12 protein-coding genes are annotated in these 15,149 nt (G+C 68.1%); 8 read left to right on the top strand and 4 right to left on the bottom strand.

Features of this window, described 5'->3' with window-relative positions; all coding sequences use genetic code 11:
- The first annotated feature begins 207 nt into the window (after nucleotides 1-207).
- Nucleotides 208-816, top strand: a complete 609-nt coding sequence (locus tag INQ43_RS05660) for an ECF-type sigma factor (RefSeq protein ID WP_194037381.1) — start codon at nucleotides 208-210, stop codon at nucleotides 814-816.
- 64 nt (nucleotides 817-880) lie between these two features.
- Nucleotides 881-3,559 (top strand): serine/threonine-protein kinase, encoded by a 2,679-nt coding sequence (locus tag INQ43_RS05655; RefSeq protein ID WP_194037380.1) that lies wholly within the window; start codon nucleotides 881-883, stop codon nucleotides 3,557-3,559.
- A 4-nt stretch (nucleotides 3,560-3,563) separates the two neighbouring features.
- Here the strand turns inward: INQ43_RS05655 and INQ43_RS05650 are convergent, their stop codons facing one another.
- A complete protein-coding gene (locus INQ43_RS05650) occupies nucleotides 3,564-5,486 on the bottom strand; it encodes a cytochrome c/FTR1 family iron permease (protein ID WP_194037379.1) in 1,923 nt (640 codons plus the stop codon).
- 124 nt (nucleotides 5,487-5,610) lie between these two features.
- Between INQ43_RS05650 and INQ43_RS05645 the strand changes: the two genes are divergently transcribed.
- The 6 genes from INQ43_RS05645 to yeiP all read left to right on the top strand — a co-directional run bounded on the left by INQ43_RS05645 (nucleotide 5,611) and on the right by yeiP (nucleotide 11,085).
- Entirely contained in the window at nucleotides 5,611-6,393 is a 783-nt protein-coding gene (locus INQ43_RS05645; RefSeq protein ID WP_194037378.1) for an enoyl-CoA hydratase-related protein, read from the top strand.
- A 41-nt stretch (nucleotides 6,394-6,434) separates the two neighbouring features.
- Complete coding sequence (locus tag INQ43_RS05640; protein ID WP_194037377.1) at nucleotides 6,435-8,438, top strand: acetyl/propionyl/methylcrotonyl-CoA carboxylase subunit alpha; 2,004 nt, start codon at nucleotides 6,435-6,437, stop codon at nucleotides 8,436-8,438.
- A complete protein-coding gene (locus INQ43_RS05635) occupies nucleotides 8,435-9,322 on the top strand; it encodes a hydroxymethylglutaryl-CoA lyase (protein ID WP_194037376.1) in 888 nt (295 codons plus the stop codon). Before INQ43_RS05640 ends, INQ43_RS05635 begins: the two co-directional genes overlap by 4 nt.
- Before the next feature lie 136 nt (nucleotides 9,323-9,458).
- Nucleotides 9,459-10,229, top strand: coding sequence for an SDR family NAD(P)-dependent oxidoreductase (locus INQ43_RS05630; protein ID WP_194035457.1), 771 nt, complete (start codon nucleotides 9,459-9,461; stop codon nucleotides 10,227-10,229).
- A complete protein-coding gene (locus INQ43_RS05625) occupies nucleotides 10,229-10,522 on the top strand; it encodes a hypothetical protein (protein WP_194035456.1) in 294 nt (97 codons plus the stop codon). Before INQ43_RS05630 ends, INQ43_RS05625 begins: the two co-directional genes overlap by 1 nt.
- Nucleotides 10,519-11,085 (top strand): elongation factor P-like protein YeiP, encoded by a 567-nt coding sequence (gene yeiP / locus INQ43_RS05620; protein WP_194037375.1) that lies wholly within the window; start codon nucleotides 10,519-10,521, stop codon nucleotides 11,083-11,085. Before INQ43_RS05625 ends, yeiP begins: the two co-directional genes overlap by 4 nt.
- Before the next feature lie 105 nt (nucleotides 11,086-11,190).
- Here the strand turns inward: yeiP and INQ43_RS05615 are convergent, their stop codons facing one another.
- The 3 genes from INQ43_RS05615 to INQ43_RS05605 all read right to left on the bottom strand — a co-directional run bounded on the left by INQ43_RS05615 (nucleotide 11,191) and on the right by INQ43_RS05605 (nucleotide 15,051).
- Nucleotides 11,191-13,137 (bottom strand): DUF4105 domain-containing protein, encoded by a 1,947-nt coding sequence (locus INQ43_RS05615; protein WP_228062631.1) that lies wholly within the window; start codon nucleotides 13,135-13,137, stop codon nucleotides 11,191-11,193.
- A gap of 102 nt (nucleotides 13,138-13,239) precedes the next feature.
- Nucleotides 13,240-13,560 (bottom strand): DUF2388 domain-containing protein, encoded by a 321-nt coding sequence (locus INQ43_RS05610; RefSeq protein WP_194037374.1) that lies wholly within the window; start codon nucleotides 13,558-13,560, stop codon nucleotides 13,240-13,242.
- Between the two features lie 90 nt (nucleotides 13,561-13,650).
- Entirely contained in the window at nucleotides 13,651-15,051 is a 1,401-nt protein-coding gene (locus tag INQ43_RS05605; protein WP_194037373.1) for an FAD-binding oxidoreductase, read from the bottom strand.
- Nucleotides 15,052-15,149: the final 98 nt, after the last annotated feature.

Raw genomic sequence — 15,149 nt, 5'->3', positions numbered from 1 at the left:
TGCCGGGCGCCGGAAGCGACCGCGCAGACGACTTCGAAAGGGGTTTGCATCTGGAGCACCGAGTGCGTCCATTCCGTAGCCAAACCAGGGCGAGGCCCGTATTACCCCTCTCATTGGATGACTACAGAAATCGCGCGCAAAGGAGGACACGGGTTTGCGTGGACGGGTCGCATTGCCTAGATTGGACCGTGTTCCAGGGAGGGGCTCATGGTTTCAAAAACGGATGATCTGGCCGGGGATGTCACCCGCCTGCTCAATGCGCTGCAGCCCGATGAGGCCTCCGGCGTTGACACCGGAGACCGCGATGAAGTGTTCGCGCGGGTGTACGGGGCGTTGCATCGCATCGCGCGCCACCACCGCTCGCGCTGGCGCGGCAACGAGACGCTGAACACCACCGCACTGGTGCACGAGGCCTATCTGAAACTGGTCAGCAGCGGGGCCAGTTATGAAAGCCGTTCCCACTTCCTGGCCACGGCATCCAGTGCCATGCGCCAACTGCTGATCAACTACGCGCAGCGTCACGCGGCCCAAAAGCGTGGCAGCGGCAATGAAGCGCTGCCGTTGGACGATGTGTTGCTGGTATCGCCGCAACGCAGTGAGGAGTTGTTGGCGCTGGATGAAGCCCTTGACCGACTGCAGCTCATGGACCCACGCGCCGCCCAGGTCGTGGAGTGCCGCGTGTTCGGCGGTCTGAGTGCGGAGGATACCGCCGAAGCCCTGGGGGTCACCCGCCGCACCGTCAGCCGCGACTGGAGCGCAGCGCGCGCCTGGCTTTATGGTGAACTGCGCGCCGACTTGACCGGTCACGCAGCATGAATAACGGCATGCGGCGATGAGCATCTCTGGCGAGTCGGAGAAACCCACAGAAAGAAACCGCTGGTTGCGTGCAAAGCAACTGTTTGCCGATCTGTCCGCCGTCGCCGTGGACGAGCGGGAGGCATGGCTGGATTCCGCCTGCAACGGTGACCCCGGACTGCGCGCCGAGGTCGATCGCCTGATTGCGCTGGATGCCGACGCGAGCAGCTATTTCGACGATCTTGGCGCCACGCTGACTCAGGACGAGATTGCTCCCACACGCGTGGGTGCCTATCGCATTGCCGGCGAGATCGGTCAGGGCGGAATGGGGACCGTGTACCTGGGCCAGCGCGATGACGGCCAGTTCGAGCAAACCGTCGCAATCAAGGTGGTACGCGACAGTGTCAGCGAGCGCCTGCTTGCGCGATTCCGGGACGAGCGCCGCATCCTGGCCCAGCTGAAACACCCGGGCATTGCGTATCTTCTCGACGGCGGAAGCCTCGCCGACGGACGCCCTTATTTCGTCATGGAATACATCGCTGGCGAGGAAATCACCGACTACGCGGACCAGAAGCGCCTGGACGTCCGGCGCCGGCTGGGACTGTTCCGCGAGGTGTGCGCGGCGGTTGCGCATGCGCATCGGAATCTGGTCATCCATCGCGACCTGAAGCCTGGCAACGTCATGGTGCAGGAGGACGATCAGGGCCATCCATCCGTGAAGCTGCTCGACTTCGGCATCGCCAGGATCATCGAGCAAGGACTCGGTGATGACGGTGGCGACGCCGTGCGCCGGGGGAATCGCGAACCTGGGTCCAGACCGTTGCCAGCGACTGGCCTCACCGCACGTGCGCCTACCGAGTACGGCGACCGGATCCTGACGCCCCGCTACGCCGCGCCGGAGCAGATTCGCGGCGAACCGGCCACGACGTCCTCGGATGTTTACGCACTGGGCCTGCTGCTCCACGAGCTGCTGACCGGCACGCATCCGTTTGGCACTGCCGTGTCCACCGCAAAGGACATGCAGGAGGCGATACTGGCAGGCGCCCCTGCCCTGCCCAGCGTGACTGCAAGGCGCATGGATGCTGCCGTTGCCGCGCGCCGGGGCAGCACACCCAGGCAGCTTGCACGGCAGTTACGCGGCGATCTCGACAGCATCGTGCTGAAGGCGATCCAGAACGATCCGGAGCAACGCTACCTCTCCGTCGGGCAGATGGCCGAGGACATCAGGCGCCATCTTGGCGGCGACATTGTCAGCGCGCGGCACCCCTCCGCCGCCTACCGGAGCAGCGTGTTCCTGCGCCAGCACCGCTACGGTGTCGCAACGGCGCTGCTGGCCGTGGGCGCGGGCGTGGTGCTGGCGTCGCTGCACGTGAGCCGCATCACCCATGAGCGCGACCTCGCGCGCACCGAAGCGGCCAAGGCCACGCAGGTCAGCGGACTTCTGGTCAGCATGCTGGAATCGGCCGATCCCGCGCAGGCGCGCGGAGAGGAAACCAGCGTGCGCGAGGTGCTGGACCAGGCCTCGAACAGGATCGGGGGCGAGCTCGCCGGGCAGCCCGACGTGCGCGCCAGGATGGAGGCCATCATCGGCACCGTCTACACCAGCCTGGGAAAATACGACAAGGCGGAAACCTTCCTGACCCGCGCCCTGGACGTGCAACGCACGCGCCAGGGAACCGGTCATCGCGAAACGCTGGAAACGATGCAGGCCATCGCCACGCTGGCGATGCGCCGCGGGAAGAACGAGGAAGCTGAGACCCTCCTTCGGCAAGTGCTTGAGCAACGCCTGGCACAGCCGCATCCAGATCCGATGTTGGTGGCGGCTACGCGCAACGACCTGGGCGCGGCACTGGTCCGTCAAGGCAAGCGTGACGAGGCCGAGTCAGTCCATCGCGCAGCACTTGCATTCGCAACCGAAACGGCACTCACCGAGCCCGAAGCGCAGATGACCGCCCGCAACAACCTGGCTGTGCTGCTGGTGGGCCAGGGGAAATTCGGCGAGGCCGAAGAACACTACCGTGATGTGCTGTCGCAGCGGCGCGAGCTGCAGGGGCCTGTCCATCCCGATCTCGCCAATGTGATGAACAACCTCGGCGTCCTGCTGAGCAAGACACAGCGCTTTGCGGAAGCCGAGGCGCTGCTGCGCGAATCCCTGGCGATGAAGCGCAAGCTGTATGACGACAGCGAGCACCCGTCGATCGCACTCGCAATGACCCAGCTGGCCAGTGTCCTCACCAAGCAGCAGCGCTACGACGAGGCGGAACCGATGTACCTGGAGGCACTGGCCATGCGTCGCAAGTCCCTGAAGCCGGACCATCCGTACATCGCCACCACCCTCAACAACCTGGCCAACCTCTACCGCGAACAGGAGGATTTCGCCCGCGCCGAGCCGCTTTACCACGAGGCGATCGAGATCTGCCGCGAGGGCGCGGGCCCGGAGCATCCATGGACTGCGTCGATGATCCTCAACCTGGGCCAGATGTACCTGAGCGCGGGCAAGCCCGGCCTTGCCGCAGAATCACTTGGCGATGCAGTGCGCATCCGCGAAAAAATCCTTCCCGAAGACCACTGGGAACTGGCCGAGGCCCGAAGCCTGTTGGGCGCCGCACTTGCCCGGCAAGGCAAGCTTGATGCCGCTTCGGGCCTGCTGGATGAGGGCTACAGCGCCCTGCGGAAGGCGCGGGGCGAAGACGATCAACACACCTTGGACGCAAAGAAGCGACTGATGGCGTTGGGCGATGCGGGAGACATCGCAACCCGGTAAGTAATCACGCGGCGCTGGGCACCGCGGAGCGCCGGTTGAACCAGAACCCCGCCACCAGTACCGCCAGCGTCACCAGTTGCGCCAGCACGCTCTGCAGGGTCGGGTAGATACCCAGCAGCGCGACGCGCGGGATCGAGAGCGTTGATACCGACACCCAGCCCGCTTCCTGCAGGGCGGCGATGCCCTTGCCGGCCAGCACCACGGCCACGACCGCGATCAGGATCGAGCTGATCGAGAAGAACTGACCGACCGGCAGGCGCTGGCTGAAGCGGAGCATGGCCACCGCGATCACCACCAGCACGGCCGCACCCAGCCCGCCGCCGGCCAGGACCGCCATGCCGTTGCCCTGGCTCCACAGCGCGATGTAGAACAGCACCGTCTCGAAGACCTCGCGGTACACCACGACGAACGAGAGCACAAACAGGAACCACGCCGAACGTTTGGACAGCGCGTGCGAGAGCTTGTCGTTGATGTAGCGCTGCCACGCGCCGGCCTGACTCTTGCCGTGCATCCAGATGCCGACAAACAGCAGCACGACCGCGGCAAACAGCGCGGCGAAGCCTTCCGTCAGCTCACGACTGGCCCCGCTGATGCTGACCACATAGGTCGCCACGAACCAGGTGACGCCGCCGGCCACGAGTGCGCTGATCCAGCCGCCATGCACATAGGGCATGACCTCGGTCCGGTTGGCCTTGCGCAGGAACGCGACCATCGCAATCAGGATCAGCAGCGCCTCAAGGCCTTCGCGCACCAGAATGGTGAACGCGCCGACGAAGGCCGACGCGTTGTTGGCCATCCCGGGAGCGAGTGCGTGCTCGGCTTCGGCGAAGAGGCTGTCGACGACCTGCACCTGCTCCTGGACCGCTTCCACGCTGGCGGAAGAACCGATGCGCGAGCGCAACTCGCCCATGGCCGCCTCGATGCGGGCCATCAGGGCACGGTCGCGCGCGGCCAGCAGCGGTTCGATCGGCTCAAAGCCGTCCAGGTACGCGGACAGTGCGAGGTCACGAGCCTTGGGCTGATCGCCGGCGGCATAGGCGGCGACGCTTTCGGCCAGACGGCTGCGGGCGAACGCGAGCTGCCCTTCGGCGACGACCGGTGCGTCCACTGCTTCAGGATGCCGGCGCAGGTAGGCGGTGATGGCCTGGGCGGTCTCCTCACCGACGTCGTTCGCGAGCGCCGCCGGGGTGATCTGGGTCAGCGCCGCCAGATCCGGGATCGACGCGCGCAACGAAGCGTCCTCGTTCCACAGCTTTTCGCCCGCGGCGGCCTGCGATTCGGGGTAGGCGAACTGGCCGATGTAGAACGACAGCGCCCAGCGCTCGTCGGCTGGCAGGTGGGCGTAACTGGCCATGCTGGTGCCTTCCAGCCCCTGCTCGATCACTTGGTAGAGCGCGAACACGCTGCGCTCGCGCGCACGGCCACGGTCGGTGAAATCGATCGCCGGGGGATCAAGGCCGACGCTGGCCGGGCCGTCGCCGCCGCCGGTGTCGCCGTGGCAACTGGCGCATTGCTGCTGGTACAGGCCGGCGGCGACGGCCATGTCAGGCGGGGCGGTCGGTGCGAGCGGGACCGGGTAGGCAGCGATCAGGTCGCTGGCCAGCCCGCGTGACAGCTTGGCGACGGCCTCAGGCGGTTCGTGGGCCGCGATGGCCGCCTGCAGGCGTTCCGCCTCATCCAGCAGCCGCGGCTGCGCGGCGGTGGCGTCAAGGGACTGGATCCGCTCACGGGCGGACGCGGAGAATTCCACCATCTCCTGGAACTCGGCCGGATCGACGACCTCGCCATCGGCCACCGCCTCGGCATAGTCCACGGCGATGTAGTCCAGCAATCGCCAGGCCGTCTGTACATCCGCCGTGGATGCGCGGGCTTGAAGCGGCAGGCACAGCAACACGAAGATGAGCAGGCAACGCAGGACAGTGGGCATCGGGTGGCAACGCGTGGCGGGCAAACACCGATTCTACTGCAGAAATGAGAACCGGTCGCATCTGTGATCACGCCCGCAAGGCGCGGCAGCTATCATTGACGGCTTCCCGAACACGCGAATCCCGATGACCAATCCGCTGCTGAATGTTCGCCAGGGCCCGGTGGCCCGCCTGCGCATGAATCGCCCGGACGTCCACAACGCGTTCGACGCCATGCTGATCGCCGCGCTCACCGGCGCGCTGGATGCGCTGGCCGCCGATGACAGCGTCCGGGTCGTGGTGCTGGAGGGCGCGGGCGCCTCGTTTTCCGCCGGCGCCGACCTCAACTGGATGCGTGGGATGGCGGCGGCGAGCGAGGCGGAGAACCGGGAGGATTCGCTGGCCCTGGCGCGCCTGATGCGGACCTTGAATGAGTTGCCCAAGCCGACCATCGCCCGGGTCCAGGGCGCGGCGTTCGGCGGCGGCGTCGGGCTGGTTGCGTGTTGCGATATCGCCATCGGCGCCGGCGAGGCGAAGTTTGGCCTGACCGAAAGCAAGCTGGGCCTGTTGCCGGCGGTGATCTCGCCCTATGTGATCGAGGCCATCGGCGCCCGCCAGGCGCGGCGCTGGTTCGCCTCGGCCGAGATCTTCGGCGCCGAACAGGCGCGGCGCATGGGACTGTTGCACGAAGCGGTCGCTGCCGATGAGCTCGACGCCGCGGTGGATCGACAGGTCGCGTTGCTGCTGAAGGCCGGCCCGATCGCATCAGCCCACGCCAAGGCGCTGGTGCGCCAGGTCGCCTCGCACGCGGACGGCGCCGCCCACGACTCCGACAACGCCGACCTGATCGCCCGCCTGCGGGTATCGCCCGAGGGCCAGGAAGGGCTCACCGCCTTCCTCGACAAGCGTAAGCCGGCGTGGTGCCAGTGAGCACCTTGCCCCACCAGACAGCCGCCGCCACGAGGCCCGCCATGTTCACCAAGATCCTGATCGCCAACCGCGGCGAAATCGCCTGCCGGGTCATCCGCACCTGCCGTCAACTGGGCATCCGCACGGTGGCGGTGTACTCGACGGCCGATGCCGACGCGCAGCACGTGCGCCAGGCCGACGAGGCCTATTGCATCGGTGGGCCGACGCCGCCGGAGAGCTACCTGCGCGGCGAGGCGATCATCGAGGTGGCCACGCGCACCGGCGCCCAGGCGATCCACCCGGGCTACGGGTTCCTGTCGGAGAACGCCGACTTCGCCGACGCCGTCGAGTCCGCGGGCATCGCCTTCATCGGCCCCAAGGCGGCCTCGATGCGCAAGATGGGCAGCAAGGCCGGCGCCAAGGACCTCATGGCCGCCGCCGGTGTGCCGGTGGTCCCGGGCTACACCGGCGAGGATCAGGATCCCGCCCATCTGCACGCCGAAGCGGACCGGATCGGCTACCCGCTGATGATCAAGGCGGCCCACGGCGGCGGCGGCAAGGGCATGCGCATCGTGCGCGAGTCAGGCGAGTTCGCGGCCAACCTGGCGTCCTGCCAACGCGAGGCGAAGAACGCGTTCGGGCGCGACCGCGTGCTGCTGGAGCGCTACGTCGAGAAGCCGCGGCATATCGAGATCCAGGTGTTCGGCGACGACGCCGGCAACGCCATCCACCTCAACGAGCGCGAGTGCTCGGCCCAGCGCCGCTACCAGAAGGTGATGGAGGAATCGCCCTCACCGTTCCTGACCCCGCAGCTGCGCCAGGAGATGGGCGCGGCCGCCGTGCTCGCGGCGAAGGCCATCAACTACGTCAACGCCGGCACGGTCGAGTTCATCGTCGGCCAGGACGGCCGTTTCTACTTCATGGAGATCAACACCCGCCTGCAGGTCGAGCATCCGGTCACCGAGATGATCACCGGCCTGGACCTGGTCGCGTGGCAGCTGCAGGTGGCCGCGGGTATGCCCCTGCCGCTCGCCCAGGTCGACATCGGTCGCAACGGGCACGCGATCGAGGTGCGCCTGTACGCGGAGGATCCGGAAGCCGGCTTCCTGCCGGGCTCCGGCCGCCTGGAGCGCCTGCGCCTGCCCTCACCCGATGCGCACGTGCGGGTGGACTCGGGCGTGGTCGAGGGCGATACGGTGACGATCTTCTACGACCCGATGATCGCCAAGCTGATCGTCCATGACAGCGACCGCACCCGCGCCCTCGCCCGCATGCGTGACGCCCTGTCGCGCTGCGAGATCACCGGGCCGAAATCCAACATCGCGTTCCTGGAGCGGCTGGTCCGCCATCCGGTCGTGGTCGAGGGTACGATCGACACCGGTTATCTGGACCGGCACTTGGACGAATTCCTGTCGCCGACCGGACCGGTGGATACCGATCTGTTGCTGGCCGCCGCCACTGCCCGCCTGCTCGCCCAGGAGGACGACAGCCGGCATCGCGCTGCGCAGTCCCCGGATCCGGGATCGCCGTGGGCGATTGCCGATGGCTGGCGGCTGGCCCACGGCAGCCAGCGCAGCATGGCGTTTGGTCATGGCGAGCAACGCATCGAAGTCCACGCCAGCGGCAGCAACGGCGAGTACCGCATCGAGCACGACGGCCAGAGCCATCAGGTCAGTGGCGCGCGCCGCAGCTGCAGCGCGTTGAGCCTGCGCATTGGCGATCGCGCGCGCCGTTTCGAGGTGCTGGACCAGGACGCCCACGTGGTGGTGCATGACGGCACCCGCCGCCTGCGCCTGCAGCCGATGGCGATGTACCAGCACGAGGCAACCGGCGCAGGCGCGGCGGCCGACAATGTCGTCGCCCCGATGCCGGGCCGCGTGGTCGTTGTGCGCGCGGCGGCTGGTGACGCCGTGACCGAGGGCCAGGAAGTGATGGTGATCGAGGCGATGAAGATGGAGCTGAGCCTGAAGGCGCCCCGCGACGGCACCGTCGCCGAGGTGCGCGCGGCGACGGGCGACTTCGTCGAAGCCGACGCCGTGCTGGTGGCACTGGAGTCGGCGCCATGAAGCCCGCGGTACGCATCGTCGAGGTCGGTGCGCGCGACGGGCTGCAGAACGAGAAGACGATCGTCGCGACCGCCGACAAGATCGCGCTGATCGACCGGCTGTCGGCGACCGGCCTGCAGAGCATCGAGGCGACCAGCTTCGTCAGCCCCAAATGGGTACCGCAGCTGGCCGACGCCGCCGAGGTGTTCGCCGGGATCACCCGCAAGCCCGGCATCCACTATCCGGTGCTGGTGCCCAACGAGCGCGGCTACGAGCGCGCGCTGGCCGTGGGCGTGGAGGAGATCGCGGTATTCAGCGCGGCCTCGGAGGCGTTCAACCAGAAGAACATCAATGCCTCCATCGCCGAGTCGCTGGCCCGGTTCGAGCCGGTGATGGCGCGCGCGAAGGCCGATGGCATCAGGGTCCGCGGCTACGTGTCCACGGTGCTGGGCTGCCCTTACCAGGGCGAGGTGCCGGTCGCCGAGGTGGTCCGCGTCGCCCGCGAGCTGCACCAGATGGGATGCTACGAGGTGTCCTTGGGCGACACCATCGGCATCGGCACGCCCGGCAAGGCGCGAGCGATGCTGCGTGCGGTCGCCAGCGAAGTGCCGATGGACGCACTGGCGGTGCATTTCCACGACACCTACGGGCAGGCACTGGCCAATATCCTCGCCTGCCTGGAGGAAGGCGTCGGCGTGGTGGACTCGGCGGTGTCGGGCGTGGGCGGTTGTCCGTACGCCAAGGGTGCCAGCGGCAATGTCGCCAGCGAGGACGTCGTCTACATGCTGCAGGGGCTGGGCGTCGAGACCGGCGTCGACCTGGCGCTGCTGGCGGAAACGGGGCGGTGGCTGGCCACGCTGCTGGGGCGCGAAACCGGCAGCAAGGTTGGCCGTGCGCTGGCCTGACGGCGACATCACGGTTGATTGCGGCCGACGGACCGCACGGCCAAGCGCGCCAGCGGAGACCACACCCGCCTGCGCCGAGGCAAATGTCGGCGGACGAATGTCCTAGAATCACGGTCTTTCGTCCGCAGGATCCCGCATGAAGCTCTCCGATACCCGCGCCATCATCACCGGCGGTGTCTCCGGCCTCGGCCTGGCCGTCGCCCGCCACCTGGTTGGCCAGGGCGCGAAGGTCGCGCTGTTTGACGTCAACGCCGACAAGGGCGCGGAGGCCGTCGCTGAATTGGGCGAGTCCAATGCGCGTTTCTTCGCCACCGATGTGTCCGACGAAGCGCTCGTGGTGGAAAACGTCGCCAATGCGCGCGACTTCCTGGGTGGCCTCAACGTCGCCGTCAACTGCGCCGGCATCCTGGGCGCCGGCCGCGTACTCGGTCGCGACGGGCCGATGCCGCTGTCACGCTTCCAGACCACGGTGATGGTCAACCTGGTCGGCAGCTTCAACGTCGCCAAGGCGGCCGCCGACGTGATGCAGAACAACGAGCCCGGTACCGACGGCGAGCGCGGCGTGATCGTCAACACCGCCTCCGTGGCGGCCTACGAGGGCCAGATCGGCCAGGCTGCCTACTCCGCCTCCAAGGGCGGCGTGGTCGGCATGACGCTGCCGATGGCGCGCGAGCTGTCGAGGTTCGGCATCCGCGTGATGACCATCGCCCCGGGCGTGTTCTGGACCCCGATGGTGGACGGCATGCCCGAGGCCGTGCAGGAATCGCTGGCCGCCACGATCCCGTTCCCCTCGCGCCTGGGCAAGCCGGAGGAGTTCGCCGACCTGGTCGCCTACATCCTCGGCAACACCTACCTCAATGGTGAGACCATCCGCCTGGATGGGGCGACGCGCCTGGCGCCCAAGTGATGCCCGGCGGCCGGCGCACGTCCCGGCTGGCGCGGCGCTGGCCGGCCATCCGTGCACGCGGCATGCGCCGGTTCGTGGTGGTGCGTGGCCTGCTGGTCTGGGGCGGCGGCATGTTCGCGCTGATGGCCGTGCTGATGTGGTCGAAATTCGGCTTCGGCAACCCCCGCTTTGAACTGTTGATCGGCGTCGCCGCGGTGCTGTGCGCGTTTGGCGGCACGGCCTGGGCAGCGATCACCTGGATCCTCAACGAGCGCATCTACCGTGCGCTTCCACCTGCAGAAGAACAAGAATGAAAGCCTACGACGTCAAGAAAGGAAACGTGGTCGAGCACAACGGCACCGTCTACCAGGTGCGCGACATCGAGCGCAGCGCTGCGCAGGGCCGCGGCGGCAACGTCAAGTTCCGCTTCACCATGTACTCGGTGCCCGGCGGCAACAAGTTCGACCTGAGCCTGGGCGGCGACGACGAGCTCAGGGAAGTCGAGCTCAGCCGGCGCCAGGTCACCTACTCCTACAAGGACGGCGACGCGTTCGTGTTCCTGGACGACGAGGACTACACGCCCTACACGCTGGACGCGGCGACGGTCGGCGACGACGCCGGCTACATCGTCGACGACCTGTCGGGTTGCTACATGCAGATCATCGACGACCTGCCGGTCGGGCTGCAGTTGCCGGCGAGCGTGGCGATGGAAGTCATCGAGACGCCGCCCGAGCTCAAGGGCGGCACGGCGACCAAGCGGCCCAAGCCGGCGCGCCTGTCGACCGGCCTGGAGATCATGGTTCCCGAGTACATCGCCACCGGCGAGCGAGTGCTGGTCAGCACCAGCAGCGGCGAGTTTGCCGGCCGCGCGGACTGAGCGGAGCCAACGATCCGTCACTTGCAGGCTGCTGCCGCTGTGGCCGCGACCGCGGCAGGTGACGGGTCGAGTCGGTCGCGTGGCAACGATGCCACGAGCTGCGGCTTACGGCAGTTCCAGCCCGCCGGCCGCGCGGTTGAGCCGACCCATCTGGGCGCGCAGCGACTGCAGGTTGTCTCCTGTCGCCGCGAGCTCGTCGCGCATGGCGGGATCCAGCAGCGCCTCCACCCGTGAGCTCAATTGGTTGCCCAATGCCGCCAGGCGCCGGGTTCGGGTGGCGGCGTCGGTTTGCAGCGCGTCGATTTCCGCTGGCTGCGGCAGACCGTAGCCCGGCTTGCCGGCGAAGAGCATGGCCGGTCGACTGAGGAACCCGCTGTCAGCAAGGATCTGCTGCAGTGTGGCGTCGACGTCCGCGAACGCGCCCGCCTCCGGGTCACCGCGCCAACCCAGGAAACGGCGTTTCAACTCCTGTCTGGCCAACACCAGCTGCCGACGCCGCGCCGACTCTTCCAGCAACAGCAGCGACGCCGTCGCGCGGGTGCCGGCGTCATCAAAACGGGCGCGGCGGACGGCAGCACCCAGCGCGAACCAGTCTTCCACCCTCGTTTGCGGCAGCGCCAGTTCGCCGCGCGCGATCTCGAACATGGCCTGGTAGCGCTCGCGCAGGGAGTCGAACCGATAACCGAGCCGCCGCGCTTCCGCGGCGACCTCAAGCACGCCGGCATCGGCGATATCGGCTCGTTCGAGCTTGCGCAACAGACCCGTCGGCGTGATGGCATCGATGCGCGGCTGCGCCAGCCGCGGGACGCCATCGTGCAGCAGCTTGAACGTCTCCACCGCGCAGTTGTTGCTGATGAAGTAGTAGCGCCCGTCGTAGCTCCAGTGCAGCCGGGCTGCACGCTCCAGCAGCGCGGCGATCTCCTCGCGCTCCAGATGCAATGGAATGGACTGCAGCCCGCGCATCTGGTCGCGCGTGTACTCGTCGACCACCTGTGCCAGCGGCAGCACGAACAGGCGCGAGGGATACGAACCCGTCAGGCCGCGCCAGCTGGACAGTTGCACGTCGTCGACAAAGGCGCGGAACGACAGCACCAGATGGTGTTGCAGATCCAGCCGGCAGTCCGGCCCCGGCGGCCGCCCAGGCGCGCACACGACCAGACGCAGCATGCTGTGGCCCCAGCGGCTCATCGGCTCGCTGTTGCCCTCGGCCAGCAGGTATTCGACCGAGGTCACCCGGGCCGGGTCCAGCGTCGCCAGCGCGGCGTCCTCGCCCGCGATATCGCCGTCGGCATCCACCGCAAGATAGGTGAAGCCCGGCGAGCAGTCCTCGTGCGGCGGCGCCCAGCCGAAGTGCGCGCTGAAATAGCGGTGCAGCGCCGGGCGGCGGCAGGCGTACTCCGGGTCGAGCAGGAAGTGTTCCAGGTTGACCGCGACGAACTCGCGTGGGCTGGTCAGCTCATACGGATCGGGCGTGCGGTCAACGAACGGGTTCTCCGACGCGCGGGCGCGCGGCCGCTTGACCTTGACCTGCCAACCGGCGAGATCCAGCAGACGCGGATCCGCGGAAAGCCCCGTGTGGCGGTCGTGGAAATGCGCCACCTCGTGCAGCAGGGTCGCCAGTATCTCGGTGCGTGCGTTCCGGCCTGCGGCAGATGGATGCGGTGTTTGCTGCGCCGGATTGGCGCCGCGAGCGACGCGCTTCTGCGACGCGTCCACCTCGTCGGACGAAGCGGCCAGTTCCGCCTCCAGCATTGGCAGCAGTCGCCGGTTGAGCAGCAGCGCCCGGGACCGCGCGCGGCCGGTGGTCGCATGCGGCAACCGGTCGCTCCACCGAACAGTAAGGGTCCGGTCTGTCTGCGCCACCAGTGAGGGCGGCAAGCGGCTGCGCGCGTCGTCCAGCAGGCCCTGGGTGGCGGCCACCTGCTGTGCGCTGAGGCCGTCGGCATCGAGTTCCAGCCGCAACCCGGCGTGGGCGGCGCCCCACGGCCACCACAATCCCGCCGCCAGCACCAGGCCGCATACACGCGTGATCCGACGGGCAACCCGGTTCACGCCAAGCGCCTTATCCGCCGCAACGATGCACGGCCTTGCAGATACCCGGTAAGACGGCGAGATGCACCGCGGCCGCAAATCACAGGCACCCCAGGGCGCCGATCAGAACGCGAGGATCGCCTGTGCCAGCGCAAGGTCACTGGCCCCGTCCGCCTGCGGCAGTTCGGCGCGCAGCAGCGCCAGTGCCGCCTCCAGCTGGACGCCGCGGATCGCGCCGTCGCTGGCGACGAAGCTCGCCGCATCATCACGGGCAGCCAGCACGATGCGGTCGTCGCTGAAGGACCCGCTGCTGGCCGACACGCCGTTGGACGTTCCCTTCACCGCGCCGCTGATCGCGTCGGAGGTCGTGGACGTGGCGGACGCAAACGCGCCGGCGGAGGCGGTGCAGAGCACCAGGACAGCTAGCAGGCGGAATCGGATCATTGGCGGAAGACTCGTGGCGAAAAAGAGCGTTGCGCGCAGAGGGTACCGCTGCAGCGCGCGATCCGCATGCCCGGCGCAGCGCAGAGCCACCTACGCCCCGGGGTGGCTGTCGAACAACTTGCCGGGATTCATGATTCCCGACGGGTCGAGCACCTGGCGGATGCCGCGCATCACTGCGATTTCCTCCGCGCTGCGAGTGCTCTCCAGCCACGGCTTCTTGACCAGCCCGATGCCGTGCTCGGCGGAGATACTGCCGCCATGGCGCTGGAGGATGTCGGCCAGCGTGGCTGTGAGCTCGCTGCAACGCGCGACGAACTCCGCCTCCCCCATGCCCTCGGGGGTGAGCACGTTGATGTGCAGGTTGCCATCGCCGATATGGCCGAACCAGACGACCTCGAAGTCGGGGTAGCCCGCCGTCAGCCGCGCTTGCGCCTCGGCCAGGAACGCCGGCATGGCCGAGACGCGCACCGAGACATCGTTCTTGTAGGGACGGAACGCGGCCAGGCTTTCGGTGATGCCTTCGCGCAGGCGCCACAGCTGCGCGGCCTGCGCGTCGCTGCTGCTCAGCACGGCGTCGCTGACCAGGCCCGCCTCTGCGCAGGCTTCGAACGCGGCCAGCGCGGCGGCTTCCTGCGCCTCGTCGGCCGCCTCGAACTCGGCCACCACGTAATAGGGATGGACCTCGGCAAAAGGGGCCTGCGCGCCATGCGCGAGCACGTGCGCCAGCGCGCGGTCGGTAAAGAACTCGAACGCCTCCAGCGCGAGATGGCTGCGCAGTATCGCGAACACGTCCATCAGCGCCTCGAAGGACGGCAGCGCCAGCAACATCACGTTGGTCGGCGCGGGCAGCGCCGTCAGCCGCAGGGTGGCCTCCACCACGATCCCCAGCGTGCCTTCCGAGCCGATGAACAGATGCCGCAGGTCATAGCCACTGGAGTTCTTGATCAACGAGCGGTTGAGCTCAAGCAGTTCGCCGGCGCCGGTGACCACCTTCAGGCCGGCGATCCACTCGCGCGTGTTGCCGTAGCGGATCACCCGGATGCCGCCGGCATTGGTCGCGATGGTGCCGCCGATGGAGCACGAGCCGCGCGAGGCGAAGTCGACCGGGTAGGACAGGCCCTGCTCGCGCGCGGCGTTGTGCACCGCTTCCAGCGGGGTGCCGGCCTGCACCGTCAGCGTGCGGTCCACCGCGTCGAAGCCGAGCACCTTCGCCATGCGCTCCAGGCTGAGGACCAGCTCGCCATGCGCCGCCACGGCACCGCCGGACAGCCCGGTGCGCCCGCCCGAAGGCACGATCGCCACGCCTTCGACACGCGCCCAGCGCACGATCGCCTGCACCTGCTGCGCGGTTTCGGGAAACGCGATCGCCAGCGGCGCCGGGATCCAGCGCCGGGTCCAGTCGCGGCCGTAATGCTGCAGATCGGCGGGATCGGTTTTGAGCACCAGCCCGGGCACGGCGGCAAGCAGGGATGCGGTGACTGGAGAACTCATTGTGGCCAGGCCTTCAAGGACGTCCCATGCAGCGTGCCAGCAGCCCGTCGGCCACGTCCAGTGCTGCGTCGCAGCAAACGCACGCCGTTTCTGCGATA

Origin of the sequence: Lysobacter sp. H23M47 (genome assembly GCF_015209765.1) — a bacterium.
In the GTDB taxonomy this organism is placed as follows: domain Bacteria; phylum Pseudomonadota; class Gammaproteobacteria; order Xanthomonadales; family Xanthomonadaceae; genus Novilysobacter; species Novilysobacter avium.
Note: the sequence above shows the minus strand (reverse complement) of the source record. Positions and strands in the feature narration are given on the sequence as shown.